This window comes from Paraburkholderia caballeronis, from assembly GCF_900104845.1.
GTDB classification, from domain to species: domain Bacteria; phylum Pseudomonadota; class Gammaproteobacteria; order Burkholderiales; family Burkholderiaceae; genus Paraburkholderia; species Paraburkholderia caballeronis.
This window is the reverse complement of the sequence record NZ_FNSR01000001.1, coordinates 1,277,185-1,303,766: the sequence shown is the minus strand read 5'-3', so window position 1 is coordinate 1,303,766 and position 26,582 is coordinate 1,277,185. Positions and strand designations below refer to the sequence as shown.

21 protein-coding genes and 1 other RNA gene are annotated in these 26,582 nt (G+C 66.1%); 8 read left to right on the top strand and 14 right to left on the bottom strand.

Going from position 1 to position 26,582, the window contains the following annotated elements; all coding sequences use genetic code 11:
* Positions 1-79 precede the first annotated feature (79 nt).
* The 12 genes from lapB to gyrA form a co-directional block, all read right to left on the bottom strand.
* A complete protein-coding gene (lapB, locus tag BLV92_RS05785; protein ID WP_090543059.1) occupies positions 80-1,255 on the bottom strand; it encodes a lipopolysaccharide assembly protein LapB in 1,176 nt (391 codons plus the stop codon).
* A 68-nt stretch (positions 1,256-1,323) separates the two neighbouring features.
* Positions 1,324-1,617 carry a lipopolysaccharide assembly protein LapA domain-containing protein gene (locus BLV92_RS05780; protein WP_090543057.1) on the bottom strand — a complete coding sequence of 98 codons (294 nt, stop codon included), beginning with the start codon at positions 1,615-1,617 and terminating at the stop codon, positions 1,324-1,326.
* Between the two features lie 246 nt (positions 1,618-1,863).
* Positions 1,864-2,187 (bottom strand): integration host factor subunit beta, encoded by a 324-nt coding sequence (locus tag BLV92_RS05775; protein WP_090543055.1) that lies wholly within the window; start codon positions 2,185-2,187, stop codon positions 1,864-1,866.
* A gap of 23 nt (positions 2,188-2,210) precedes the next feature.
* Positions 2,211-3,944: a 30S ribosomal protein S1 gene (gene rpsA, locus BLV92_RS05770; protein WP_090543053.1), complete on the bottom strand. Its 1,734-nt coding sequence runs from the start codon at positions 3,942-3,944 to the stop codon at positions 2,211-2,213.
* A 195-nt stretch (positions 3,945-4,139) separates the two neighbouring features.
* Positions 4,140-4,832 carry a (d)CMP kinase gene (gene cmk, locus BLV92_RS05765; protein WP_090543051.1) on the bottom strand — a complete coding sequence of 231 codons (693 nt, stop codon included), beginning with the start codon at positions 4,830-4,832 and terminating at the stop codon, positions 4,140-4,142.
* Between the two features lie 22 nt (positions 4,833-4,854).
* Positions 4,855-6,159: a 3-phosphoshikimate 1-carboxyvinyltransferase gene (gene aroA / locus BLV92_RS05760; RefSeq protein WP_090543049.1), complete on the bottom strand. Its 1,305-nt coding sequence runs from the start codon at positions 6,157-6,159 to the stop codon at positions 4,855-4,857.
* 34 nt (positions 6,160-6,193) lie between these two features.
* The gene (locus BLV92_RS05755) at positions 6,194-7,117 is read right to left on the bottom strand and encodes a prephenate dehydrogenase (protein ID WP_090543047.1); all 924 of its coding nucleotides are present in this window, start codon (positions 7,115-7,117) and stop codon (positions 6,194-6,196) included.
* Between the two features lie 84 nt (positions 7,118-7,201).
* Positions 7,202-8,314: a histidinol-phosphate transaminase gene (gene hisC / locus BLV92_RS05750; RefSeq protein WP_090543045.1), complete on the bottom strand. Its 1,113-nt coding sequence runs from the start codon at positions 8,312-8,314 to the stop codon at positions 7,202-7,204.
* 67 nt (positions 8,315-8,381) lie between these two features.
* Entirely contained in the window at positions 8,382-9,464 is a 1,083-nt protein-coding gene (gene pheA / locus BLV92_RS05745) for a prephenate dehydratase (RefSeq protein WP_090543043.1), read from the bottom strand.
* A 53-nt stretch (positions 9,465-9,517) separates the two neighbouring features.
* Positions 9,518-10,600: a 3-phosphoserine/phosphohydroxythreonine transaminase gene (gene serC, locus BLV92_RS05740; protein ID WP_090543041.1), complete on the bottom strand. Its 1,083-nt coding sequence runs from the start codon at positions 10,598-10,600 to the stop codon at positions 9,518-9,520.
* A 182-nt stretch (positions 10,601-10,782) separates the two neighbouring features.
* A complete protein-coding gene (locus BLV92_RS05735; protein ID WP_090546855.1) occupies positions 10,783-11,388 on the bottom strand; it encodes a DUF2059 domain-containing protein in 606 nt (201 codons plus the stop codon).
* A gap of 132 nt (positions 11,389-11,520) precedes the next feature.
* Positions 11,521-14,142, bottom strand: a complete 2,622-nt coding sequence (gyrA, locus tag BLV92_RS05730; RefSeq protein ID WP_090543039.1) for a DNA gyrase subunit A — start codon at positions 14,140-14,142, stop codon at positions 11,521-11,523.
* A gap of 530 nt (positions 14,143-14,672) precedes the next feature.
* Here gyrA and ompA point away from each other — a divergent pair.
* The 5 genes from ompA (at position 14,673) to BLV92_RS05705 (ending at position 19,846) form a co-directional block, all read left to right on the top strand.
* Positions 14,673-15,320, top strand: a complete 648-nt coding sequence (ompA, locus tag BLV92_RS05725) for an outer membrane protein OmpA (RefSeq protein ID WP_090543038.1) — start codon at positions 14,673-14,675, stop codon at positions 15,318-15,320.
* Between the two features lie 187 nt (positions 15,321-15,507).
* The gene (gene ubiG / locus BLV92_RS05720) at positions 15,508-16,206 is read left to right on the top strand and encodes a bifunctional 2-polyprenyl-6-hydroxyphenol methylase/3-demethylubiquinol 3-O-methyltransferase UbiG (RefSeq protein ID WP_090543036.1); all 699 of its coding nucleotides are present in this window, start codon (positions 15,508-15,510) and stop codon (positions 16,204-16,206) included.
* A gap of 28 nt (positions 16,207-16,234) precedes the next feature.
* Positions 16,235-16,963 carry a phosphoglycolate phosphatase gene (gene gph, locus BLV92_RS05715; protein WP_090543034.1) on the top strand — a complete coding sequence of 243 codons (729 nt, stop codon included), beginning with the start codon at positions 16,235-16,237 and terminating at the stop codon, positions 16,961-16,963.
* A gap of 55 nt (positions 16,964-17,018) precedes the next feature.
* Positions 17,019-17,375: a transfer-messenger RNA gene (ssrA, locus tag BLV92_RS05710) on the top strand.
* Between the two features lie 356 nt (positions 17,376-17,731).
* Positions 17,732-19,846, top strand: a complete 2,115-nt coding sequence (locus BLV92_RS05705) for a tetratricopeptide repeat protein (RefSeq protein ID WP_090543032.1) — start codon at positions 17,732-17,734, stop codon at positions 19,844-19,846.
* A 124-nt stretch (positions 19,847-19,970) separates the two neighbouring features.
* Here the strand turns inward: BLV92_RS05705 and BLV92_RS05700 are convergent, their stop codons facing one another.
* A complete protein-coding gene (locus tag BLV92_RS05700) occupies positions 19,971-20,237 on the bottom strand; it encodes a hypothetical protein (protein WP_090543030.1) in 267 nt (88 codons plus the stop codon).
* A gap of 106 nt (positions 20,238-20,343) precedes the next feature.
* Complete coding sequence (locus BLV92_RS05695; protein ID WP_090543028.1) at positions 20,344-21,435, bottom strand: substrate-binding domain-containing protein; 1,092 nt, start codon at positions 21,433-21,435, stop codon at positions 20,344-20,346.
* A 130-nt stretch (positions 21,436-21,565) separates the two neighbouring features.
* Between BLV92_RS05695 and BLV92_RS05690 the strand changes: the two genes are divergently transcribed.
* The 3 genes from BLV92_RS05690 to fdhF are packed head-to-tail and all read left to right on the top strand — an operon-like array spanning position 21,566 to position 26,581.
* Complete coding sequence (locus BLV92_RS05690; RefSeq protein WP_090543026.1) at positions 21,566-22,081, top strand: NAD(P)H-dependent oxidoreductase subunit E; 516 nt, start codon at positions 21,566-21,568, stop codon at positions 22,079-22,081.
* Positions 22,078-23,637 carry a formate dehydrogenase beta subunit gene (locus tag BLV92_RS05685; protein ID WP_090543024.1) on the top strand — a complete coding sequence of 520 codons (1,560 nt, stop codon included), beginning with the start codon at positions 22,078-22,080 and terminating at the stop codon, positions 23,635-23,637. Before BLV92_RS05690 ends, BLV92_RS05685 begins: the two co-directional genes overlap by 4 nt.
* Before the next feature lie 13 nt (positions 23,638-23,650).
* Positions 23,651-26,581 (top strand): formate dehydrogenase subunit alpha, encoded by a 2,931-nt coding sequence (gene fdhF, locus BLV92_RS05680; RefSeq protein ID WP_090543022.1) that lies wholly within the window; start codon positions 23,651-23,653, stop codon positions 26,579-26,581.
* Position 26,582: the final 1 nt, after the last annotated feature.

Sequence of the window (26,582 nt, the reverse complement as noted above, 5' to 3'; positions counted from 1 at the left end):
CAGTTTCTGATGAAAGGACTGCGCGCCGACGCCAGCCGCGAGAGCCGCGGCGTCCGTCGGCGGCGCTGACGCCGCGCGCTCAGCTCGACGCGGGGATCGGCTCGACGCGTCGGGGCGCATAGGTTTCCCAGCCGCTGCATCCCGGGCATTGCCAGTAGAAGAGGCGCGCCCGGAAACCGCAATTCTGGCACGTATAGCGTGGCAAATTTTTTGTCCGCTGCTGCAACAGCGTGCGCATCAGCTGCAGTTCGCTGCGGCGCGGCTCCTCGGCGGTCGCCTGCTGCGCTTCGAGCAGCCGCGTCATGCCGGCGAGGTTCGGCGACTTCTGCATCTGCGTGCGCGCGAGCGTATGCGCGGCCTCGGGGCCATGCAGTTCGGATACGTACTTGTACGCGACGTCGAGCAGGTCGTTCAACGGATACTGGTCGACCCACTGCGTGAGCAGTTGCGCCCCCTCCTCGACGCGGCCGAGCGCCTCGTACGCCTTCATCACCTTCTCGGCGACGAGCGGCAGGTACGACGCGTTCTGCTCCTCGACGCGCCGCCACTGGCCGAGCGCCGCCTGCGGCGCGCCGGCGGCCGCGTCGACGTCGCCGCCGAGGATCGTCGCGCGCACGTTATGCGGATTGGCCTTCAGCGCGAGGTCCAGTTGACGGCGCGCTTCGTCGGGCTTCTTCTGCTGCAACGCTTCCTGCGCGAGTTCGCAATGGAACTGCGCGATCTCCAGGCCGAGCGGCTCCGCGCCCATCGTTTCGAGCTGGCGTGCGGTGTCGATCGAACGGTTCCAGTCCTTCTCGATCCCGTATATCGTCAGCAGCGCGCGCTGTGCGCCGAGCGCGTGGTCGCCGGACTTCAGCGAGCGGAACGTCTCTTCCGCGCGGTCCAGCAGGCCGGCCTTCAAAAAGTCCTGCCCTAGTTCGTACAGCGCGTGATCGCGCTCGTTGACCGGCAGGTCCGGGCGCGACAGCAGATTCTGATGCACGCGGATCGCGCGGTCGGTTTCGCCGCGGCGGCGGAACAGGTTGCCGAGCGCGAAGTGCAGTTCGACCGTTTCGGGGTCGAGTTTCGCGACCTCGATGAACGCGTCGATCGCCTTGTCCGGCTGCTCGTTGAGCAGGAAATTGAGGCCGCGGAAATACGAGCGCGGCAGATTGGCGCTTTCGGACAGCAGCGCTTTCAGGTCGTAGCGCGACGCCACCCAGCCGAGCGCGAACGCAACCGGAATGACGAGCAGCCACCAGAAATCGAGATCCATGCGGGCGACGGTGAAGGCTAACTAAAACGGAAACCGCGCACCGGAGGGCGCGCGGCAGGACGGTCAGGTCAGATGACGGGCGGCAGCGGCGGCTCGACGACCGGCGCCGGCGCTTCGCGCGCGGTGCGCAGTTCGCGCTTCAGGCGGCCGTTTTCCATCCGCATCCGGAACACCGCGGGCAGCGCCGACAGCAGCCCGGCCAGCAACCCGACGATGAAGAACGCGAGGCCGATCAGGATCAGCGGAGCCTGCCACGCATAACCGGCGAGGAAGTTCAGCGTCGCGGTTTGCGTGTTGGCGAGCGCGAGCACGAGCAGCAGCACGAACACCAGCACACGGATCACCCAGGCGATCAATCTCATGAAAGGGTCTCTTGGCAGTTGTGTCTTGGCAGTTGCGGGACGGCGCCGGCAAACGGGTTGGCGGGTTGGTTGCGGTTTGCCGCAGCTTGCTGCGCCGCAGCGTCGGCCGCGCCGAAGTGACCCGTATTGTAAAGGAACGCCTCGCGGCGGGGCAGTTGCCGGCACCGCAGTTCGATCGAGGCGAAAAAAAAGCGCCCGAAGGCGCTTTTTCTTTTTGCTGGGGTTCACGCATCTGGCGTTGGCCGCTCACAAATCGTCGTCCGGCTCTTCCGGCTTCAGCGGCTCGCCGGAGCGGCGGTCCACGCGTTCGCGCAGCTCCTTGCCCGGCTTGAAGTGCGGCACGTACTTCTCAGGCACCAGCACCTTTTCACCCGACTTCGGATTGCGCCCGACGCGAGACGGCCGCCGGTTCAGACCGAAGCTGCCGAAACCGCGAATTTCGATGCGGTGACCCTTCGCAAGCGCGTCGGACATCGCATCGAGCATCGTCTTGACCGCGAAATCCGCATCCTTGAGCACAAGTTGCGGAAATCGCGTAGCCAGCTGCGCGACCAATTCAGATTTGGTCATACTTCAGCGAGCCCCCGTGAGGCTTACTGGTTCTGGCCGTCAAGCTTGGCCTTCAGCAGCGCGCCGAGGTTGGTCGTGCCGGTCGCCGCCGAGCTGGAGTCGGCGGAGGAGATGGTGCGCAGCGCTTCCTGCTGCTCGGCCGAATCCTTCGCCTTGATCGACAGGTTGATGCCGCGCGACTTGCGATCGATGTTGATGATCATCGCGTTGACCTTGTCGCCTTCCTTCAGCACGTTGCGGGCATCTTCCACGCGGTCTTGCGCGATTTCCGAAGCACGCAGGTAGCCTTCGACGTCGGCGTTCAGCGTGATCACCGCACCCTTCGCGTCGACCGACTTGACCGTACCGTCGACGGTCGAGCCCTTGTCGTTCACCGCAACGAAGTTGCTGAACGGGTCGCCTTCGAGCTGCTTGATGCCGAGCGAGATGCGTTCCTTCTCGACGTCGATGCCCAGAACCACGGCCTCGACTTCGTCGCCCTTCTTGTACTTGCGAACGGCTTCTTCGCCCGACTCGCTCCACGACAGGTCCGACAGGTGGACGAGACCGTCGATGCCGCCCGGCAGGCCGATGAACACGCCGAAGTCGGTGATCGACTTGATCGCGCCGCTGATCTTGTCGCCCTTCTTGAAGTTGCGGCTGAAGTCGTCCCACGGGTTCGGCTTGCACTGCTTCATGCCGAGGCTGATACGGCGGCGGTCTTCGTCGATTTCGAGAACCATGACTTCGACTTCGTCACCGAGCTGCACGACCTTCGACGGCGCAACGTTCTTGTTGGTCCAGTCCATTTCCGACACGTGGACGAGGCCTTCGATGCCCGATTCCACTTCGACGAACGCGCCGTAGTCGGTGATGTTCGTGACCTTGCCGAACAGGCGCGTGCCCGACGGATAGCGGCGGGAGATGCCTTCCCACGGATCGTCGCCCAGTTGCTTGATGCCGAGCGAGACGCGGTTCTTTTCCTGGTCGAACTTGAGGATCTTCGCGGTGACTTCCTGGCCAACCGACAGAACTTCGCTCGGGTGACGCACGCGACGCCATGCGATGTCGGTGATGTGCAGCAGGCCGTCGATGCCGCCGAGGTCCACGAACGCGCCGTAGTCGGTGATGTTCTTCACCACGCCTTCGACAATCGCGCCTTCCTTCAGCGTTTCGAGCAGCTTCGCGCGCTCTTCGCCCTGCGTCGCTTCGATCACGGCGCGACGCGACAACACGACGTTGTTACGCTTGCGGTCGAGCTTGATGACGCGGAATTCGAGGGTCTTGCCTTCGTACGGCGTCGTGTCCTTGACCGGACGCGTGTCGACGAGCGAACCCGGCAGGAACGCGCGGATGCCGTTGACCATCACGGTCATGCCGCCCTTGACCTTGCCCGTGATCGTGCCGGTCACGAGTTCGTTGTTGTCGAGCGCCTTTTCGAGCGACAGCCACGAAGCGAGACGCTTCGCCTTGTCGCGCGACAGGATCGTGTCGCCATAGCCGTTTTCCAGCGCGTCGATCGCGACGGAAACGAAATCGCCCGCCTGCACTTCTACCTCGCCCGCGTCGTTCAGGAACTCTTCGAGCGGGATGTAGGCCTCGGACTTCAGGCCAGCGTTGACGACCACGAAGTTGTGGTCGACGCGCACGACTTCAGCGGATATGACTTCGCCGGCGCGCATGTCCTGGCGGGTCAGCGACTCTTCGAACAGAGCCGCAAAAGATTCGGTATTCGGGGTGGAAGTTTGCAGGTCGGACATAAAAATCTGGATTTGCATGGTTTTCGCCGGCTGCCAGCCTGATCTGGCTGTCTCGGGCCGCTGCGCCGGAACGCGAGGTTCACGGCAGGATGCGAAAGCCACACGGGGTTAAGGGGTTTAACGAACGCCCCGCTCCCGCGGGGCACCTACTGCACTGCATACGACAACAACTCGGTCGGCTTGCCGCCGGCCGCACCCCTCAGTTCAGTGAAATCAGTGAACCTTGGGGGCCGGCAGCGCCCGGTACCACTGCGCCACCTGATCGACCGCCTGGTCGATCGACAATGCCGAGGTATCGAGAAGCCTTGCATCCGCTGCGGGCTTGAGCGGCGCGGCCGCGCGGTTACTGTCGCGCGCGTCGCGTTCACGCAAATCCCGGAGCAAGTCATCCATATTAGCAGAAAAACCTTTTTGTATCAATTGCTTATGCCGGCGGGTCGCACGGGCCTCGACACTGGCGGTCAGAAACACCTTCAGAACGGCGTCCGGGAAGATCACGGTGCCCATGTCGCGGCCGTCCGCGACGAGGCCCGGCGGCTTGCGGAACGCCCGCTGGCGCGCAACCAGCGCGGCGCGCACCGACGGATGCGCGGCGATCACCGACGCGCGGTTGCCCACTTCCTCGGCCCGGATTTCGGCCGACACGTCAGCGCCGTCCAGTTGCGCGAGGCCCTCGCGGAACGTGATGTGCAGATCGTCGATCAGTTTCGCGAGCGCGTCGGCGTCGTCCTGCGCGATCGCGTAGCGGATGCTCGCGAGCGCCGCGAGCCGGTACAGCGCGCCGCTGTCCAGCAGGTGGAAACCGAGATGCGCGGCGACCAGCGTCGCAACGGTGCCCTTGCCGGACGCGGTCGGCCCGTCGATCGTGATCACCGGGGTCGGAATAAAAGGTCGTGTCGTTTTCATGCTTGACGGAAAAGCGCGGCGCTCAGGGTTGCGCGAGCGCGAGGAAGCGCTCGAAGTAATCGGGGAACGTCTTGCCGACGCATTTCGGGTCGTTGATGCGGACCGGCACGCCGCCGAGGCTCACCAGCGAGAAGCACATCGCCATCCGGTGGTCGTCGTACGTGTCGATCGCCGCATTCGGCGTGAGCTTCGCGGGCGGCTTCACGATCAGATAGTCGTCGCCTTCGGTCACCGTTGCGCCGACCTTGCGCAGTTCGGTCGCCATCGCGGCGATCCGGTCGGTCTCCTTCACGCGCCAGCTGCCGATGTTGCGCAGCGTCGTCGCGCCGTCCGCGAACAGCGCGGCGACCGCGATCGTCATCGCCGCGTCCGGAATCAGGTTGAAGTCCATGTCGATTGGGTCGAGCCTGCCGTTGTCGTTGCCAATCCCGCGCACCTCGATCCAGTCGTCAGCCGTCGTCACGTTCGCGCCCATCCGCCCGAGCGCGTCGGCGAAGCCGATGTCGCCCTGGATGCTCGCGCGCCCGACGCCCTCGACGCGCACCGGCCCGCCGCCGAGCGCTCCCGCCGCGAGGAAGTACGACGCCGACGACGCATCGCCTTCGACCATGATTTCCCCCGGCGACTGGTAGCGCACGCCCGCCGGCACCTCGAAGCGATGCCAGCCGTTGCGCTCGACCTTCACGCCGAAGCGCGCCATCAGCCGGATCGTGATGTCGATGTACGGCTTCGAGATCAGTTCTCCGTCCACCTCGACGACCGATACGCCGCCTGCCGCGCGCACGAGCGGCAGCGTCATCAGCAGCGCGGTCAGGAACTGGCTCGACACGTCGCCGCGCACGCGGATCGGCGCATCGACCGCGATGTTCGCCGGCCGGATGCGCAGCGGCGGAAAACCGTCGTTCTCCTCGTAGTCGATCACGGCGCCGATCTGCCGCAGCCCGTCGACGAGGTCGCCGATCGGCCGCTCGTGCATCCGCGGCACGCCGTGTATCCGGTACTCGCCGCCGTTCACCGCGAGCGCGGCGGTCAGCGGCCGCACCGCGGTGCCCGCATTGCCGAGGAACAGGCTCGCGCGCAACGCGGTGAACGCGCCGCGCGTGCCGTTCACGACGCAGGTGTCGCCGTCGCGCTGCAGCTTGACGCCGAGCGTTTGCAGCGCGTCGAGCATCACGCGCGTGTCGTCGGAGTCGAGCAGGTTCGTGATCGTGGTCTTGCCTTCGGCGAGCGCCGCGAGCAGCAGCACGCGGTTCGAGATGCTCTTCGAGCCGGGCAGCCGGATCGTGCCGGTCGCCCGCGAGAACGGGCCGAGATCGAGGTATTCCATGAGCGTGTCCTGGGTTTCGGGTCGGGCGCGAGGGTTATTCGGGAGTGTCAGCCGCGGCGGACGGCTTGCCGCCGCGTTCCTGCCACGCGGTGCGGGCCGCGCGCGAGCGCGCGAACACCGCTTCGAGCGCCGCGCCGTCGCCTGCGTCGATCGCCGCGCGCAGCCGCGCGAGCACGTCGGTGTACGCGTCGAGTTCCGCGAGCAGCGCCGCGCGGTTCGCGACACAGATGTCGCGCCACATCTCCGGACTCGACGCGGCGATCCGCGTGAAGTCGCGAAAGCCGCCGGCCGCGAACGAGAACTTCAGTTCGGCGTCCGGCGACGCGAGAATCTGTTCGACGAGCGCATACGACAGCACATGCGGCAGATGGCTGACCGACGCGAACACGCGGTCGTGCTGTCCGGCCGGCATCTGGCCGACGCGCGCGCCGGTCGCGCGCCACATCGCGGCGATCCGCTCGACCGACTGCGGCGCGTTTTCCGGCAACGGGCACAGCACGACGTTGCGGTCGACGTACAGGCCGGGCAGCGCCGCGTCGACGCCGCTCGACTCGCGGCCCGCGATCGGATGACCCGGCACGAACTGCGCGATCCGCGCGCCGAGCGCCGCGCGCGCCGCGTCGATTACGTCGCCCTTCGTACTGCCCGCGTCGGTGACGATCGTCGCCGCGTCGAGGAACGGAACGATCCGCTCCAGCAGCGCGCGCGTCTGCGCGACCGGCGCGGCGAGCAGCACGACGTCCGCGCGGTCGAGCGCGCCGGCGAGCGCCGCGTCGTCGTCGAGCGTCGCGGCCGCGTCGATCACGCGCAGTTCGAGCGCCCGCTCGACCGAGCCCGCCTGACGCCCGACGCCGACCACCGTCCCGCCGGCACCCCGTTCGCGCAACGCGAGCGCGAGCGATCCGCCGATCAGGCCGACGCCGAAAATCACCAGTTTATTGAACGAAAACGCGCTCACGACTTCACCGCAAAAATCGAAAAGCGCGCCGGACCGCGACTACGGATTCCGGCGCGCGAGATGCCTGTTTCAGCCCTGCCGCCGTCAGGCGGGCGCCAGCGTGCGTTCGAGCGCCGCGACGAACGCCGCGTTCTCTTCCGGCAGGCCGATCGTCACGCGCAGCCACTGCGGCAGGCCGTAGTTGCCGACCGGCCGCACGATCACGCCCTGCTTCAGCAGTTCGAGGTTCACGCGATTGCCCGCATCGTCGTCGCTGCCGACGCGCACCAGCACGAAATTGCCGTCCGACGGCACATATTCGAGGCCGAGCCGGTCGAACGCGCCGGTCAGTACACGATAGCCTTCGGCGTTCAGCGCCGCGCTCTTTTCGAGGAACGCGCTGTCGCCGAGCGCCGCGATCGCCGCCGCCTGCGCGAGCGAGTTCACGTTGAACGGCTGACGCAGCCGGTTCATCAGATCGGTCAACGCCGGCTGCGCGATCGCGAAACCGACGCGCAGGCCGGCGAGGCCATACGCCTTCGAGAACGTGCGCGACACCAGCAGGTTCGGATAACGGCGCGCCCATGCGATCGAGTCGTAGCGCTTGTCCGCCGCGAGGTACTCGGTGTACGCCTCGTCGAGCACGACGACCACGTCGCGCGGCACCTTCGCGATGAACGCTTCGAGCGTCGCGCCGTCGATGAACGTGCCGGTCGGATTGTTCGGATTCGCGACGAACACGAGCCGCGTGTCGTCAGCGATCGCCGCGAGCATCGCGTCGAGATCGTGGCCGTGCTTCACGGCCGGCGTCACGATCGCGCGGCCGCCGAGGCCCTGCGTCGCGAGCGCGTAGACCGCGAACGAATACTGCGAATAGACAATCGACTGCCCCTTCTCGACGAACGCGTGCGCGGCGATTTCGAGGATGTCGTTGCTGCCGTTGCCGAGCGTGATCCACTCCGGCGGCACGTCGTAGCGGGCGGCCAGCGCGGCCTTCAGCTCGAAGCCGTTCGAGTCCGGATACCGGCCGAGGTCGCTCGCGGCCTGCGCGATCGCGCGCTGCGCCGACTCGGGCATCCCGAGCGGATTTTCGTTCGACGCGAGCTTCACGATGCGCGCCTCGTCGAGACCGAACTGGCGCGCCACCTCGGAAATCGGTTTGCCGGCGATGTAAGGCGCGATCGCGCGCACATACGTTGGGCCGAATTGCGTTGTCATCTATGTCTCCAGGGCTGCGAGGCCGGATAGGCTAATCGGGTTCGGTGACCGCACTGCGGACACCGCATCAGCGGGCGCGCGGATACGAGCCGAGAATCTTCAGGAACGCGGCTTTCCGGTCGAGTTCGTCGAGCGCCGCGGCCACGCGTTCGTCGTCGCGATGGCCTTCGAAGTCGATGTAGAAGTAATACTCCCACGTGCCGACCCGCGCGGGCCGCGACTCGAAACGCGTCATCGACACGCCGTGGCGCGCGAGCGGTTCGAGCAGCTTGTACATCGCGCCCGGCTCGTTTTTCACCGACACGATCGTCGAGGTCTGGTCGTAGCCGCTCGGGCCGGCCGGCACCTTGCCGATCATCACGAAACGCGTGCGGTTGTGCGGATCGTCCTGGATCAGCGCGTGCGCGATCTGCAACCCGTAGTGCGCGGCCGCGCGATCGCCGGCAATGGCGGCGACGGCCGGATCGGCGGCCGCGATGCGCGCCGCCTCCGCGTTGCTCGACACCGCATGGCGCTCCAGTTGCGGCGCGTTCGCGTTCAGCCAGTGCTGGCACTGCGCGAGCGCCTGCGGATGCGCGCACACGCGCGTGACGCCCGCGAGGCTGCCGCCCTGCGTCAGCAGGTTGTGATGGATCGGCAGCGCGAGTTCGCCGCCGATCTGCAACTGCGTCTGCAGGAACAGGTCGAGCGTGCGCGACACCGCGCCCTCGCTCGAATTCTCGACCGGCACGACGCCGAACTCGGCCGCGCCCGCCTCGACCGAGCGGAACACTTCGTCGATCGACGGACACGGCAGCCCGTCGATCGATTGTCCGAAGTATTCGAACATCGCCTGCTCGCTGTACGTGCCGACCGGACCGAGGAACGCGACGGTCTGCGTCTTTTCGAGCGAGCGGCTCGCGGCCATGATCTCGCGCCAGATCGCGCCGATATGCGCGTTTTCAAGCGGACCTTCGCTCATCTGCTGCAGGCGCGCGATCACCTGCATTTCGCGCTCGGGGCGAAACACCGGCGCGTTGTAGTGCTTCTTGACCTCGCCGACTTCCAGCGCCACCGCCGCGCGCTGGTTCAGCAGCGCGATCAGTTGCGCGTCGATCGCATCGATGCGATCGCGCAGCGGCTTGAGTTTTGAATTGAGTTCGTCGTCCATGCGTGAAACCGGCAGTCTGAAAGGGTGCGCACGCGACGCGGCTCGCACCGGCGTCACGCGTGCGTGGCTTCGAATTCCTTCATGTACTCGACCAGCGCCTTGACGCCTTCGAGCGGCACCGCGTTGTAAATCGACGCCCGCATGCCGCCGACGGACTTGTGGCCCTTCAGCTGCAACAGCCCGCGCGCCTTCGCGCCGGCAAGGAAGTCTTCATTGCGTGATTCGTCGGCGAGGAAGAACGGCACGTTCATCCGCGAACGCACCGGACGCTCCACCTTGTTGATGTAGAAACTGCTCGCGTCGATCGTGTCGTACAGCAGCTTCGCTTTTTCGATGTTGCGCGCCTCGATCGCGGCGAGGCCGCCCTGGCGCTTCAGCCACTTGAACACGAGGCCCGCGATGTAGATCGCGTAGGTCGGTGGCGTGTTGTACATCGAGTTGTTCGCGGCGACGGTCTTCCATTCGAACGCGGACGGGCAGATCGACATCGCGCGGTCGAGCAGGTCCTCGCGCACGATCACGACGGTGACGCCGGCCATTCCGATGTTCTTCTGCGCGCCGCCGTACAGCACGCCGTACTTCGCGATGTCCATCGGGCGCGACAGGATGTGCGACGACGCATCCGCGACGAGCGGGATGTCGCCGAGATCCGGAATCTCGAACGTCTCGACGCCGTTGATCGTCTCGTTCGTGCACAGATGCACGTAGGCCGGGTCGTCCGACAGCTGCCATTCGGCGCGCGACGGCGAACGCGTAAAGCCATGCTCCGTCTGGCCGCTCGCGGCGATGTGCGCGGCGCCGTACTTGAGCGCTTCCTTCTGCGATTTCTGCGACCACGAACCGGTGATCACGAAATCCGCGCGCGGCTTCGCGCCGAACAGGTTCAACGGGACGATCGCGTTTTCGCCAATTCCACCGCCCTGCAGGAACAGGATCTGGTGGCTCGCGGGCACCGCGAGCAACTCACGCAGATCGAGCAGCGCGTCCGAATGGATCGACATGAACTCCGGGCCGCGGTGGCTCATTTCCATCACGCTCATTCCGCTGCCATGCCAGTCGAGCATTTCGTCGGCAGCCTGGCGAAGCACTTCCTCGGGCAACGCCGCTGGTCCGGCTGAGAAATTGAACACGCGCATCGTAAGAAATCCCCGGAGCAGGCGCCGCGGCAAAAAAGGCCGGAAACCGCGCCCAAAAAGAAATGGCCGTCTGCGCTTTCGCGCAAACGGCCATTATCGCACTGTCACAGGGAACCCGCCAAACGCGGCTCCCCGCATCGCCGCGCGCCGCAAGCCTTGCCGGCGGCGCGCCCGCGGGCGCCTTACTTGGCCGCCGGCTTGACCGAGGCGACTTCCTTGTCCGCCTGATCGCGCGTCGCGCGGATCGATTGCGGCATGTACTTCTGCATCAGGCCGTTGACCACGTCGCGGCCAACCTGATCCTGCACCTGGATGAACTTGCGGCCGGTCGGGCTGCGGTAGAACGTCGTCAGGTCCTTGATTTCCTGCGTGCTGTAGTACTTCGCGTACGCGTCGTACTGCGCCTGCATCGCGTCCTGGCGGAACGCGTCGGTCGCGAAGACCTGGCCTGCGGAGTCGACCAGCTTCGGCACCGAGTTCTTCTGCAGCGCCGGCACGGACGCCTGCTTCTGCTTGTCCGTCAGCGTCTTGTTTTCCGACAGCGCGTCCGACAGGATCGCCGGCACGAGTTGCTTCGCCTGCATCTGCGCGCTGTTGCCGATTGCGCCGACGAGCTTCTGCGCGTCGATCGCGTCGAGCAGGTCCTTGATCGCGGCCTGCTTGGCCGGATCGACGGGTGCTGCAGCCGCTGCCGGAGCCGGGGCCTGCTGGCTGTCCAGCGCCTGGGCCATTGCGAAAGTCGGCACGAGAGCGGCCAGCAACATCACCTGCTTGAATCGTTTTTGCATCATCTATTCCCTTAGAGATTTAAGTCGAATCGCCCGCCGCGCGAACCGCGGGGCGCTTCACTGCGCCCGCCGCATGATTCCGCGACACTGTCCGGCACTACGCGGCCCGCTTTTGCGGACCTCCGCTTCGCATTACTGTTGCCCGTCACCTTCGCTCGTTTCGCCGTCGGCTGCGCCTTCGACATCGCCGTCCGCATCCGCTTCCGCGATCTGCTGCAGGCCGGAAAGCTTCGTGCCTTCATCAAGGCTGATGAGTGTAACACCTTGCGTCGCACGCCCCATTTCACGGATCTCCGACACCCGGGTGCGAATCAATACGCCGGTTGTCGTAATCAGCATGATCTCGGCTTCCGGATCGACGAGCGTCGCGGCGACCACCCTGCCGTTACGCTCCGACGTCTGGATCGCGATCATGCCCTTCGTGCCGCGCCCATGACGCGTGTACTCGGTGATCGGCGTGCGCTTGCCGTAGCCGTTCTCCGTCGCGGTGAGCACCGACTGCTGCTCGTCGCCCGCCACGAGAAGCGCTATGACCTGCTGGCCATCTTCAAGTTGCATCCCGCGCACGCCGCGCGCTTCGCGCCCCATCGGACGCACATCGTTTTCGTCGAAGCGCACCGCCTTGCCCGAATCCGAGAACAGCATCACGTCGTGCTGGCCGTCGGTGATCGCCGCGCCAATCAGGTAGTCGCCGTCGTCGAGGCCGACCGCAATGATACCCTTGCGCAGCGGGCGGCTGAACGCTTCCAGCGGAGTCTTCTTCACGGTGCCGAGCGCGGTCGCCATGAACACGTACTTGTCGGCCGAGAACTCCTTGACCGGCAGCACGACGGTGATCTTTTCGCCGTCCTGCAGCGGGAACATGTTGACGATCGGCCGGCCGCGCGAGTTGCGCGAGCCCTGCGGCACCTCGTAGACCTTCACCCAGTACACGCGGCCGCGATTCGAGAAACACAGGATGTGATCGTGCGTGTTCGCAATGAACAGCGTGTCGATCCAGTCGTCTTCCTTCATCGACGTCGCCTGCTTGCCGCGACCTCCGCGCTTCTGCGCGCGATATTCGGACAACGGCTGCGATTTCACGTATCCGGTGTGGGACATCGTGACGACCATGTCCTGCGGCGTGATCAGGTCCTCGGTGTTCAGTTCGGTCGCGTTCAGCTCGATCTTCGAGCGGCGCTCGTCGCCGAATTCGCTCTTGATCGCGACGAGTTCGTCGGAGATCATCGACGTTACGCGCTCCGGGCGCGCGAGGATGTCGAGCAGGTCGGCGATCTGCGCCATCACTTCACGATACTCGCCGGTGATCTTGTCCTGTTCAAGCCCCGTCAGACGTTGCAGACGCATTTGCAGGATTTCCTGCGCCTGCGTGTCGGACAGGCGATAGTGCCCGTCGCCCTGCATCCCGTAGATCGGGCTCAGGCCTTCCGGCCGGTAGGCGCCGCTGCCGCCGGCCGCCGCGTTTTCGGTCTCCGCGCGGCTCAGCATCTCGCGCACCAGCGACGAATCCCACGAGCGCGCCATCAACTCCTGCTTCGCGATCGGCGGCGTCGGCGCGGCCTTGATGATCTCGATGAATTCGTCGATGTTCGCGAGCGCGACCGCGAGGCCTTCCAGCACGTGACCGCGTTCGCGGGCCTTGCGCAGTTCGTATACAGTGCGCCGCGTCAGCACCTCGCGCCGGTGCGACAGGAAATGCTCAAGCATTTCCTTCAGGTTCAGCAGCTTCGGCTGGTTGTCCACCAGCGCGACCATGTTCATCCCGAACGTGTCCTGAAGCTGGGTCGCCTTGTACAGGTTGTTCAGGATGACCTCGGGCACCTCGCCGCGCTTCAGTTCGATCACGACGCGCATGCCGCTCTTGTCCGACTCGTCGCGGATGTCCGAGATGCCTTCGAGCTTCTTCTCGTTGACCAGCTCGGCGATGCGCTCCAGCAGCGAACGCTTGTTCACCTGGTACGGCAGTTCGTCGACGATGATCGCCATCCGCTGGCCGCGGTCGATTTCCTCGAAATGGGTCGCCGCGCGCATCACGACGCGGCCGCGGCCGGTGCGATAACCGTCGCGGACGCCGGCTACCCCGTAGATGATGCCGGCGGTCGGGAAATCCGGCGCCGGAATGATCTCGATCAGTTCATCGATCGACGCCTCCGGGTTCTTCAGCAGATGCTGGCACGCGTCGACGACTTCGTTCAGGTTGTGCGGCGGGATGTTGGTCGCCATCCCGACCGCGATGCCGGACGAGCCGTTGATCAGCAGGTTCGGGATCCGCGCGGGCAGGATCTGCGGCTCGCTTTCGCTGCCGTCGTAGTTCGGCCCGAAATCGACGGTTTCCTTGTCGATGTCGGCCAGCAGTTCATGGCCGATCTTCGCCATGCGGATTTCGGTGTAACGCATCGCGGCGGCGTTGTCGCCGTCGATCGAACCGAAGTTGCCCTGGCCGTCCACCAGCATGTAGCGCAGCGAAAAGTTCTGCGCCATCCGGACGATCGTGTCGTAGACCGCGGTGTCGCCGTGCGGGTGATATTTACCGATCACGTCGCCGACGATACGCGCCGACTTCTTGTATGCGCGGTTCCAGTCGTTGTTCAGCTCGTGCATCGCGTACAGCACACGCCGGTGAACCGGCTTGAGACCGTCGCGAACATCCGGCAGTGCGCGCCCGACGATCACGCTCATCGCGTAATCGAGATACGAGCGGCGCATTTCCTCTTCGAGGGAGATTGGCAGGGTCTCTTTGGCGAATTGATCCATTATCGATGTCTGATGGAGACGCGGAACGGCTACGAAACCGCCGCGCGCCCCGATGTCGCATGGACGCCGCGGACGCAGCGTATATCAAGCGATTCTACCATGCTGGACACCCCCGCCCGCGAACTGCGTATACCTATTAGTGGGCCACGCGTGAGGCGCCTCAAACGCCGCCGGTTGATCAGGGACAGAACGGGGTCTGCACAGGTTTCGCGCACGCATCCGGCAATCGGGTGACACTGCGGAAACGGCGGCCCGGATCTGTGCCAATCGCCCGCAAACCCGCGCCAGACGGCGCTTTTCTGTTGCGGTAGCACCACAATCGCGGGACCCCGTAGAAAGGGGCAGATTTTTTTTATCGTTGGAAGGGAACGATATGGCAAAATGCCAACGCACAAAGTTAGACGCTGCTCGAAGTCTACACAAAGCGTTCCCCACAACGCGCCAATGTTATACTTCGAGCAATGTATGACTTGTCTTCGTCATCAGGCTCGCAGTAAACCTGCGGTAATCTCAATTTCGAGAGGAGAAATATGAATAAACTTTCAAAGCTCGCGTTCATTGCAGCTACCGCAGTAATGGCTGCATCCGCCTCGGCACAGTCGGTGCCGGCGTCGCGACAAGCCGTGAATGACAACTGGGTGAATGGTACGGGCGAGTGGGTGTGGATGAACGGCACGAACGAGCTTTGCTGGCGCGATGCGTTCTGGACGCCTGCAACGGCCAACGCGAAGTGCGACGGCGCCCTCGTCGCTCAGGCTCCGCAACCGCCGGTCGCAGCGCCTGCTGCTCCGGCAATCCGCAGCGAAAAGGTCACGTATCAGGCTGAAACGCTGTTCGACTTCGACAAGGCCGTCCTGAAGCCGGCTGGCAAGGCCAAGCTGGACGAACTGGCAGCGCGCATCGAAGCGCTGAACCTCGAAGTCGTCGTGGCAACCGGCCACACCGACCGTATCGGTACCGTTGCGTACAACGACCGTCTGTCGATGCGCCGTGCACAAGCCGTGAAGGCCTATCTGGTCAGCAAGGGCGTCCCGGCCGACCGTATCTACACGGAAGGCAAGGGCAAGCGCAACCCGGTCACGACGGGCTGCAACCAGAAGAACCGCAAGGCTCTCATCGCCTGCCTCGCACCGGACCGCCGCGTGGAAGTCGAAGTCGTCGGCACGCCGCGCCAGTAAGCCGCGAGCCTCGGCTGAAAGCCTCAAAGCCCCGCTTCGGCGGGGCTTTTTTTATCTGCCGCGGCCATTCGACGGCCGCCGGCACGGCCGGGGCCAGCGGCTCGTGGCATTTTGCCGCCCCGCTCCCCCGCCTATATACTCAGGCCTTATCCTCTTTCACCCGCCAAGCGCGCCCCACCGCACCGACATGACGAACGCCGATCCCCACGAACTCCAGAAATTCAGCGATCTCGCGCATCGCTGGTGGGACCCGAATGCCGAGTTCAAGCCGCTGCACGAACTGAATCCGATCCGGCTCGGCTGGATCGACAACCACGCGCACCTCACCGGCAAGCGCGTGCTCGACATCGGCTGCGGCGGCGGCATCCTGTCCGAATCGATGGCGGGGCTCGGCGCGAGCGTGAAGGGCATCGATCTGTCGCATGAGGCGCTCGGCGTCGCGGACCTGCATAGCCTCGAAAGCGGCATCAGCGTCGAATACGAGGAAATCGCGGCCGAGGCGCTGGCCGCGCGCGAGCCGGCGTCGTATGACGTCGTCACCTGCATGGAAATGCTCGAACACGTGCCGCAACCGGCTGCCGTCGTCGCCGCGTGCGCGACGCTGGTAAAGCCCGGCGGCTGGGTGTTCTTCTCGACGCTGAACCGCAACGTGAAGTCGTACCTGCTCGCGGTGATCGGCGCCGAATACATCGCGCAGATGCTGCCGAAAGGCACGCACGACTACGCGCGCTTCATCCGCCCGTCGGAACTGGCCTCGTTCGTGCGCGATGCCGGCCTGCACACCGCCGACATCAAGGGCATCACGTATGGCCCGCTGACCCGGCGCTTCGCGCTGTCCAACGACACGAGCGTCAACTATCTGCTCGCGTGCCGGCGCGAAGCTTGATCCGCCGCAGCCTCGCCCTCTTCCGCTCATGAATGCTCCATCCGCCGTTTCTCCCGCGCCGGACGACGGCGCGGCGCTCGCCGCGTGCGACGCAGTGCTGTTCGACCTCGACGGCACGCTCGCCGACACCGCGCCCGATCTCGCCGCCGCGGTCAACCTGATGCGCCACACGCGCGGCCTCGCGCCCGCGCCGCTCGAACGCCTGCGGCCGCTGGCTTCGGCCGGCGCGCGCGGACTGATCGGCGCCGCGTTCGGCGTCGGCCCGGACGACCCCGAATTCGCGGCGATGCGCGAAGAGTTTCTCGCGAACTACGAAGCGAACCTGCGCGTCGACACGGTGCTGTTCCCCGGCATCGACGCGCTGCTCGACGACCTCGACGCGCGCGGCGTGCGCTGGGGCATCGTGACGAACAAGGTCGCGCGCCTCACCGCGCCGCTCGTCGCGCTGCTCGGCCTCGACCGGCGCGCGGCGTGCGTGGTCAGCGGCGACACGACGCCGTATTCGAAGCCGCACCCGGCGCCGCTGCTGCACGCGGCCGACGCGCTCGGCGTCGACGCGCCGCGCATCGTCTATGTCGGCGACGACCTGCGCGACATCCAGGCCGGCCACGCGGCCGGGATGGCGACGGTCGCGGCCGGCTACGGCTACTGCGGCAACGACCTGCCGCCGCTGCACTGGAACGCGCACCACGTCGCCGACACGACCGATGCGCTGCTCGCGCTATTGCGACGCGTCGGGGCGACGTCGCGCGGCTAAAGCCACCTGCGGTTAGCCCGATCCCGGGATCTATGGGATAATTGCCGTTCCTGTTGGGGCCGACCTGGTTTCGACGTGGGTAATGAAGCAGCTCAGGGCATACCGAGGACCCGTCACCTCGTTAATCAATGGGACTTAAGTAACTGCGAACGACGAAACGTACGCATTGGCGGCTTAACCCCGCCAACCTCGCACTGACTCGCTGACGGGTCAGGGTCGCAAGACCAGCGAGGTCATTTACGTCAGATAATCCCCTGTTGCGTCACGGTGCCGGGGCCGAAAATCAAGTGACTCGCCGTAACGAAGCGTGTTCGTCCGCGTCGGTGCGGTTAAATCAAATGACAGGACTAAGTATGTAGAACTGGTTGTGGACTGCTTGCGGACGCGGGTTCGATTCCCGCCGGCTCCACCAACACATTCCCTTCGACGCATGTCCGAGAACCCGCAGCGGCGCAAAACGCCTCTGCGGTTTTTTTTCGTACGCACTTCCCTGCGCCACCTGACGTCCTGCTTTCCCCCTTCCGCCGAAGTCCCGATTTGAGCCGCATACAGGGTTCAAATGAACGCATCGCCCACGGGGCCTGCGCGCTAGCATTAGCGTCGACATGGGCTGCCTGCGATCCGTCCGGCACCTCAAACAGGACTCCGGCAGCCACGTCATCCGCAATCCCACACACACCGTCCTGCGCACTGCCTCGCCGCGCAAGCCGGACCCGTATCCACACCGACATCCATCCGCGTTTGTCCAGCCAATCCCCGGAGTTCTGCTTGAGCAACCCGCGCGTCCACCCGTCCGATCCTGGCCAGCTGGCCGCCGCGCTCTGCCAGGCAGGCCGGTTCTCCGAGGCGCTCGCCGTCGCCACGCAGGTGCTCGACGCGGACGACGCCAACGTTCCTCCCGGCGCAAGGCTGCACGCGCTGCACCTCGCCGCGACCAGTTCGCTCGGCCTCCAGCAGATGGCCGACGCCGAAGCATACTGGCGCCGCGCGCTCGAACTCGACCCGACGCTCGCCGCCGCCTACGGCGGCCTCGGTCTGCTGACGAAGATGCAGAAGCGCACGGCGGAAACCGAAGCGCTGTATCGCGCGTGGGCCACGCACTGGCCGGACAACGCGGAGGCGCACAACAACCACGGCGTCGCGCTCCAGGAACTGGGACGCCTCGCGGACGCGGAAGCCGCGTACCGCCGCGCGCTGGAGATCCGCGCGGACTACCTCGAAGCGCGCTACAACCTCGGCCTCGTGCTGCAAGCCGCGCAGCGTCCGCAGGAGGCCGAGCAAGCGTATCAGGCATTGATCGCGAGCCACCTCGCGCATTCGCAGTCGCAACGCGAACTCGGCGACGCGCTGAAAGAACAGGGCAAGCTGGCCGAAGCCGAAGCGGCATACCAGCGTTCGCGCGTGAGTCACGCATCGTATCCGCTCGCGTTCAACAACCTGGCCGCACTGCTGAAAGCGCGCGGCAGCCTGCCCGAAGCCGAATTGGCGATCCGTTGCGCGATCGCGCTGCGCCCTGACCTCGCGGACGCGCACAACACGCTCGGCGTGATCCTCGACAAGCTCGAACGCTGGTCCGACGCGGAGGCCGCGTTCGGCGAGGCGCTGTCGCTCAACCCGAACTTCGCCGAATGCCATTACAACCTCGGCATTGTGCAGCACGCGCAAAAGCGGCTGCCCGAGGCCGAAGCAAGCTATCGCCGTTCGCTCGAACTGAAGCCGAACGCCGTCGAGACGCTGAGCAACCTCGGCGCGGTACTGCACGAAAGCGGCCGCGCGCGCGAAGCGGCCGTGGCCTATCAACAGGCGCTGGCGCTGCGCCCGGATCTGGCGGCCACGCACTACAGCCTCGGGATCGTGCACAAAGGGCTCGGCCAACTGGATGAAGCGGAAGCGGCGCTGCGACAGGCGCTGGTCCTGCAACCCGGTTACGGCGACGCGAAGTTCGCGCTGTCGACGCTGCTGTTGAGCATGGAACGCTTCGACGACGCGTGGCCCCTCTACGAATCGCGCTACGACCTGCCCCGCTTCGTCCATCACCACACGCTGTCGATCGTGCAATGCCCGCGCTGGCAGGGCGAGTCGCTGGAAGGCCGGTCGCTGCTCGTGTGGCAGGAGGACGGCCTCGGCGACATGATCCAGTTCGGGCGTTATTTCGCGGCGCTGAAGGCGCGCGGCGTCGCGCGCATCGCGGTCGCGTGCATGCCCGCGCTGCATCGGCTCGTCGCGTCGATCGACGGCGTGGACGAGGTGTTCGACAACACGGCCGGCAAAACGCGTTCCGCGGAATTCGACTGCTGGACCAGCCTGTTGAGCGTGCCGCTGCATGTCGGCACGCATGGCAACGTGCCGGTGGCTTATCTGAAGCCCGACCCCGCGCGCGTCGAGCACTGGCGCGCGCAACTCGACGCGTTGCCGGCGGGGCCGCGCATCGGTCTCGTGTGGAAGGGCAACCCGCGCCATCACAACGACGCGCATCGCTCGATACCGTCGCTGGCGCAACTCGCGCCGCTATGGAACGTGCCCGGCGCGCGGTTCGTGAGCCTGCAAAAAGGCCAGGGAGAAGACGACGCGCAGCAGCCGCCCGCGGACCAGCCGCTGCTGCATCTCGGCACTGCGCTGACGGATCTGGCGGATAGCGCGGCGATCGTCGCGCAGCTCGATCTGGTGATCTGCGTGGACACCGCGATCGCGCACGTCGCCGGCTCGGTCGGCACGCCGTGCTGGGTGATGCTGCCCGCTCACGACCTCGACTGGCGCTGGGGGCACGCAGGAAACGATACGCGCTGGTATCCGGGGATGCGGCTCTTCAGGCAGCCGCCGGGCGCGCAGTGGCCCGACTTGATAGAACAGGTCGCGCACGCGTGCGCGACGGCGTTCGCATGAAGACGGATTCGAGCAAGGGTTAACACGGAGTTCGCGCAGGCAACCTCGGCCGGGCGGCCCACCCTGCTCGCATCACAGCGCCGGCCACCGTCGCGGCAGCCGGCCTTTCATCAACGTTTACCGCTCACTGGTCCTGCGGACATTGCAGATTGCAACCGTTCGGATCGCCCAGATCCCCGCGCTTGCGACGCGCGGTCGGCGCGCCGTGCTGATACTTGGCCGAAGGCGCGGATGCGGCGAACTGAAGTTGCGGATGCTCCTGCAGACGGAACTCGTCGTTCAGGATGCCGCCCGGCACGCCGGGCGAATTCTGCGCGAACGCAACGGAGACGGTCGCGAACAGCACACCGGCCGTTGCCGCGGCCGCACAGACATTGAGCAGATATTTCATGATCGAATCAGGCGCGGCAGCCGCGCTTTCAAGGCAGGAAAAGCAAACGTAGCCGGAAGTATCGCAAAAAGCGCCGCGCGGTGCAGCGCGATCTCATTGCATCGCGTTACCGTGGTGACAGAACCCGCGGCCCGGACCAGCCTTCGTCGAGCGCAACGACGGTGCCGCATTCGGCCGGATCGTAGCCGTCGAGTTGCGCGACGCGCTGCCTGAACGCCGCGCCGCGCAGCAGTTCCAGCACGGCGGCGAGCGGCTCGCGATCGAGTTGCGTGCGGTCGCACGCGAAGTAATAGTCCTCGTCGACGACCGGAATGAAGTCGAGCCCGAAGTGATGCGCGGCCGGTTCGACGCCGAAGCCGACGTCCGCCATCCCGCTCGCGACGAACGCGGCGATCGCGGAGTGCGTCAGTTCCGACAGCGCATAACCGTTCACGCGTTGAGGATCGACGCCGATGCGCGTGAGCAGCAGATCGATCAGCATCCGCGTGCCCGATCCCGGCTGACGGTTCACGAAGCGAATGTCGGGCCGCGCGAGATCGACGAGTCCCTCGATCCGCTTCGGATTGCCCCGGCCGACGAACAGCCCCTGCTTGCGCCGCGTCAGATGCACGAGCACGTGGCGCTGCGGATCGAGCCAGCTTCGATAGGCATTCGCGCAGGCCGCGCGAAATTCGCCGCGCGGCAGATGGAAACCGGCGAGATCGCATTCGCCGCGCGCGAGCGCGGTGATCGCATCGGCGCTGTCGCGGTACTTGATCTCGACCGGCACCTCGTCGGCCACCAGCGCGGTCACGAGTTCGGCGACTGCATAGCCGTGCGAAGCATGAATGCGCACGTCCTCGCGATCGGGCGCGAGCCAGCGATTCAGGTCGCTCGCGACTTCGCTCGCGAGCGACTGCATGTTGCCGTGCAGGCGCTCCACACATAACCGCTGCGAACGCAGCACCGCTTCGCCGAGTTCGGAAAGCACCGAGCCGCGGCCGCGCGCCTTCGCGATCAACGCGCCGCCGAGCCGCTCTTCGACGTCGCGCAACAGGCCCCATGCATGACGGTAGGACAAACCCCTACGCTGCGCGGCCTGCGCGATGCTGCCCTCCTCCGCGACGAGCGCCAGTAACGGCACAACGTCCGTCAGGCTTGCCTCCCGGCCCTCCATGTCGCGCACGACGAGCTGCGCTTCGCATTCGACCCGTATCATTTATGAAGTCCGTGTTCCTATTGCGCAAGCCGTTCCAGCGGCCTATTGTTCGGTCTAACAAGAAACAAATGCAGCATAGACGCACGCTTTATGAATAACAAGTGCATATATGCCCCTGGAGGAGCCCCACTTGGACGAGACCATCGCTACCGCGCCGGATGAACTGGTGCGGCGCCATCTGCAACCGGGCCGCACGCTGCTCGCGGTCCTGCATGCGATCCAGGACGAAGTCGGCTTCGTGCCGTCCGGCACCGTCGTGCCGCTCGCGAAAGCGATGAACCTGTCGCGCGCCGAGGTCCATGGCGTCATCACCTATTACCACCACTTCCGCAGCGAGCCGCCCGCGGCCGTCACGGTTCAGTTGTGCCGCGCCGAAGCGTGCCGCAGCATGGGCAGCGAGGCGCTCGCGCAGCACATCGAGACGCGCACCGGCTGCCGCTTCGCGCAGCACCGTCACGACGATCCCCATGCCCATGCGCACGGCGGCGGTCCGCTCGCGCTCGAATCGGTGTATTGCCTCGGCCAGTGCGCGCTGTCGCCCGCGCTGACGATCAACGGCACGCTGCACGCGAAGGTCACGCCGCAGAAGTTCGACGCGCTGCTCGCCGCGGCCACGACCGTCGCGCACACCGAGGAGGCCGCATGACGCGCATCTATGTCCCCCGCGATTCGTCGGCGCTCGCACTCGGCGCGGACGCGATCGCCACCGCGATCGAACGCGAAGCCGCGCAGCGCGGCATCGCCATCGAACTCGTGCGCAACGGCTCGCGCGGCCTGCTGTATCTCGAACCGCTGGTCGAGGTCGAAACGGCCGGCGGGCGCATCGGTTACGCGAACGTCGAGCCGCATGAAGTCGCCGCGCTGTTCGAGGCGGGGTTCGCCGAAGGCAAGCCGCATCCGCGCTGCGTCGGCGTCGTCGACCAGATTCCGTATCTCGCGAAACAGCAGCGCCTGACGTTCGCGCGCATCGGCATCACCGATCCGCTGTCCACCGACGACTACGTCGCGCACGGCGGCCTCGAAGGATTGCGCAACGCGCTTGCGATGACGCCGTCCGCCGCATGCGACGCGCTGCTCGAATCGGGCCTGCGCGGGCGCGGCGGCGCTGCGTTTCCGGCGGGCATCAAGTGGCGCACCGTCGCGCAGGCGCACGCGGACCAGAAGTACGTGGTCTGCAACGCGGACGAAGGCGACTCCGGCACGTTCTCCGATCGTCTCGTGATGGAAAGCGATCCGTACGTGCTGATCGAAGGGATGACGATCGCCGGCCTGTCGACCGGCGCGACGGTCGGCCATGTCTATGTGCGCAGCGAGTATCCGCATTCGATCGGCACGCTGGAAGAAGCGATCCGCCGCGCGCGCGCCGCCGGCTGGCTCGGCGACGACGTGCTCGGCAGCGGCCGCCGCTTCGACCTGTTCGTCGCGAAGGGCGCAGGCGCGTACGTATGCGGCGAGGAAACCGCGCTGCTCGAATCGCTCGAAGGCAAGCGCGGGATCGTCCGCGCGAAGCCGCCGCTGCCCGCGCTCGCGGGCCTGCACGGCAAGCCGACCGTCATCAACAACGTCATCACGCTCGCGACGGTGCCGATCATCTTCGCGAAGGGCGCGGCGTTCTACAAGGACTTCGGGATGGGCCGCTCGCGCGGCACGCTGCCGTTCCAGCTCGCCGGCAACATCAAGCAGGGCGGCCTCGTCGAACTCGCGTTCGGCGTCACGCTGCGCGAACTGCTGGTCGGCTACGGCGGCGGCACCGCATCCGGCCGCCCGGCGCGCGCGGTGCAGGTCGGCGGCCCGCTCGGCACCTATCTGCCGGAAAGCCAGTGGGACATTCCGATGGACTACGAAGCCTATGCGGCGGTCGGCGCGGTGGTCGGCCACGGCGGGCTCGTCGTGCACGACGACACGTCGAATCTCGCGGAACTCGCGCAGTACGCGATGGAGTTCTGCACGCTCGAATCGTGCGGCAAGTGCACGCCATGCCGGATCGGCTCGACGCGCGGCGTCGAGGTAATCGCGAAGATCCGCAACGGCGACACGTCCGAAAGGCAGGTCACGCTGCTGCGCGATCTGTGCGACACGATGGTGTCCGGCTCGCTGTGCGCGATGGGCGGCATGACGCCCTATCCGGTGCTGTCCGCGCTCAACCACTTCCCCGAAGACTTCGGTCTCGAAACCGTGCAGCCGGCGACGGCCGCGGCCTGACGAGGAGCCCATCATGTCCGATGCGATCATTTCCAAAGCCGGCGGCTGCGGCTCCGGCAACTGTAGCTGCATGTCGAAGGCGCGCTCGCCGTTCGACGACACCGATTACGGCACCCCGTTCCGTCATTCCGATACCGACGTGACGCTCGAAATCGACGGCCAGTCGGTCACGGTGCCGGCCGGCACGTCGGTGATGCGCGCGTCGGCCGAGGCCGGCGTGCACGTGCCGAAGCTGTGCGCGACCGACTCGCTCGAACCGTTCGGCTCGTGCCGGTTGTGCCTCGTCGAGATCGAGGGCCGGCGCGGTTATCCGGCGTCGTGCACGACGCCGGTCGAAGCGGGCATGAAGGTGCGCACGCAGACCGACCGTCTGCAGAAGCTGCGCCGCAACGTGATGGAGCTGTACATCTCCGATCACCCGCTCGACTGCCTGACCTGCCCGGCGAACGGCGACTGCGAACTGCAGGACATGGCGGGCGTCACCGGGCTGCGCGAAGTGCGCTACGGCTTCGACGGCGCGAACCACCTGAAGAACCAAAAGGACGAGTCGAACCCGTACTTCACGTACGACCCGTCGAAGTGCATCGTCTGCAACCGCTGCGTGCGCGCATGCGAGGAAACCCAGGGCACGTTCGCGCTGACCATCGCCGGACGCGGCTTCGAATCGCGCGTCGCGGCCGGCGCGGGCGAGGCGTTCATGGATTCCGAATGCGTGTCGTGCGGCGCGTGCGTCGCCGCATGCCCGACCGCGACGCTGCAGGAAAAGAGCGTCGTGATGCTCGGCCAGTCCGAGCATTCGGTCGTGACGACCTGCGCGTACTGCGGCGTCGGCTGCTCGTTCAAGGCCGAGATGAAGGGCAACCAGGTGGTGCGCATGGTGCCGTTCAAGAACGGCCAGGCGAACGAAGGCCACGCATGCGTGAAGGGCCGCTTCGCGTGGGGTTACGCGACGCACAAGGACCGCATCACGAAGCCGATGATCCGCGCGAAGATCACCGATCCGTGGCGCGAGGTCAGTTGGGAAGAAGCGATCGAATACGCCGCGTCCGAATTCCGCCGCATCCAGGCGAAACACGGCCGCGACTCGATCGGCGGCATCACGTCGTCGCGCTGCACGAACGAGGAAACCTATCTCGTGCAGAAGCTGGTGCGCGCCGCGTTCGGCAACAACAACGTCGACACCTGCGCGCGCGTGTGCCACTCGCCGACCGGCTACGGCCTGAAGACGACGCTCGGCGAGTCGGCCGGCACGCAGACCTTCGCGTCGATCGATCACTCGGACGTCATCATGGTGATCGGCGCGAACCCGACCGACGGCCACCCGGTGTTCGGCTCGCGGCTGAAGCGCCGCGTGCGCCACGGCGCGAAGCTGATCGTGATCGACCCGCGCCGCATCGACATCGTCGACACGCCGCACGTGAAGGCGTCGCATCACCTGCAACTGCGTCCGGGCACGAACGTCGCGATCGTCACGTCGCTCGCGCACGTGATCGTCACCGAAGGGCTGCTCGCCGAAGCGTTCATCGCCGAACGCTGCGAAACGCGCGCGTTCGAGCAGTGGCGCGAGTTCGTCGCGCTGCCGGAGAACTCGCCGGAAGCGATGGCCGGGATCACCGGCGTGCCGGCCGACGAAGTGCGCGCGGCGGCGCGGCTCTATGCGACCGGCGGCAACGCGGCGATCTACTACGGCCTCGGCGTGACCGAACACGCGCAGGGCTCGACGACCGTGATGGGCATCGCGAACCTCGCGATGGCGACCGGCAACATCGGCCGCGAAGGCGTCGGCGTGAACCCGCTGCGCGGCCAGAACAACGTGCAGGGCTCGTGCGACATGGGCTCGTTCCCGCACGAGTTGCCCGGTTATCGCCACGTCGGCGACTCGACGGTGCGCGCGCTGTTCGAGGACGCATGGAACGTCACGCTGCAACCCGAGCCGGGGCTGCGGATTCCGAACATGTTCGAAGCGGCGCTCGACGGCACGTTCATGGGCCTCTACTGCCAGGGCGAGGACATCGTGCAGTCGGACCCGAACACGCAGCACGTCGCGGCCGCGCTGTCGTCGATGGAATGCATCGTCGTGCAGGACATCTTCCTGAACGAAACCGCGAAGTACGCGCACGTGTTCCTGCCGGGCTCGTCGTTCCTCGAAAAGGACGGCACGTTCACCAACGCGGAGCGCCGCATCTCGCGCGTGCGCAAGGTGATGCCGCCGCTCGCCGGGTACGCGGACTGGGAAGCGACGATCCTGCTCGCGCGCGCGCTCGGCTACGAGATGGACTACGCGCATCCGTCCGGGATCATGGACGAGATCGCCGCGCTGACGCCGACGTTCCATGGCGTGTCGTACAAGCGGCTCGACGAACTCGGCAGCATCCAGTGGCCGTGCAACGAGCACGCGCCGGACGGCACGCCGATCATGCACATCGACGCGTTCGTGCGCGGCAAGGGCAAGTTCGTCATCACGAAGTTCATCGCGTCGCCGGAAAAGGTGACGCGGCGCTTCCCGCTGCTGCTGACGACCGGGCGCATCCTGTCGCAGTACAACGTCGGCGCGCAGACGCGGCGCACCGAGAACTCGCGCTGGCACGAAGAGGACCGGCTGGAGATCCATCCGGTCGATGCCGACGATCGCGGCATCCGCGACGGCGACTGGGTCGGCATCGAGTCGCGCGCCGGGCATACGGTGCTGCGCGCGAAGGTCAGCACGCGGATGCAGCCGGGCGTCGTGTACACGACGTTCCACTTCCCGGAGTCCGGCGCGAACGTCATCACGACCGAGTCGTCGGACTGGGCGACCAACTGTCCGGAGTACAAGGTGACGGCAGTCGAGGTCAACCACGTGCAGCAGCCGTCCGAATGGCAGCAGGAATACTCGCGCTTCAACGCGCAGCAGCTCGAACTGCTGCGCCAGCGCGCGACGGCGGACACGACTTCGGGGAAATGAC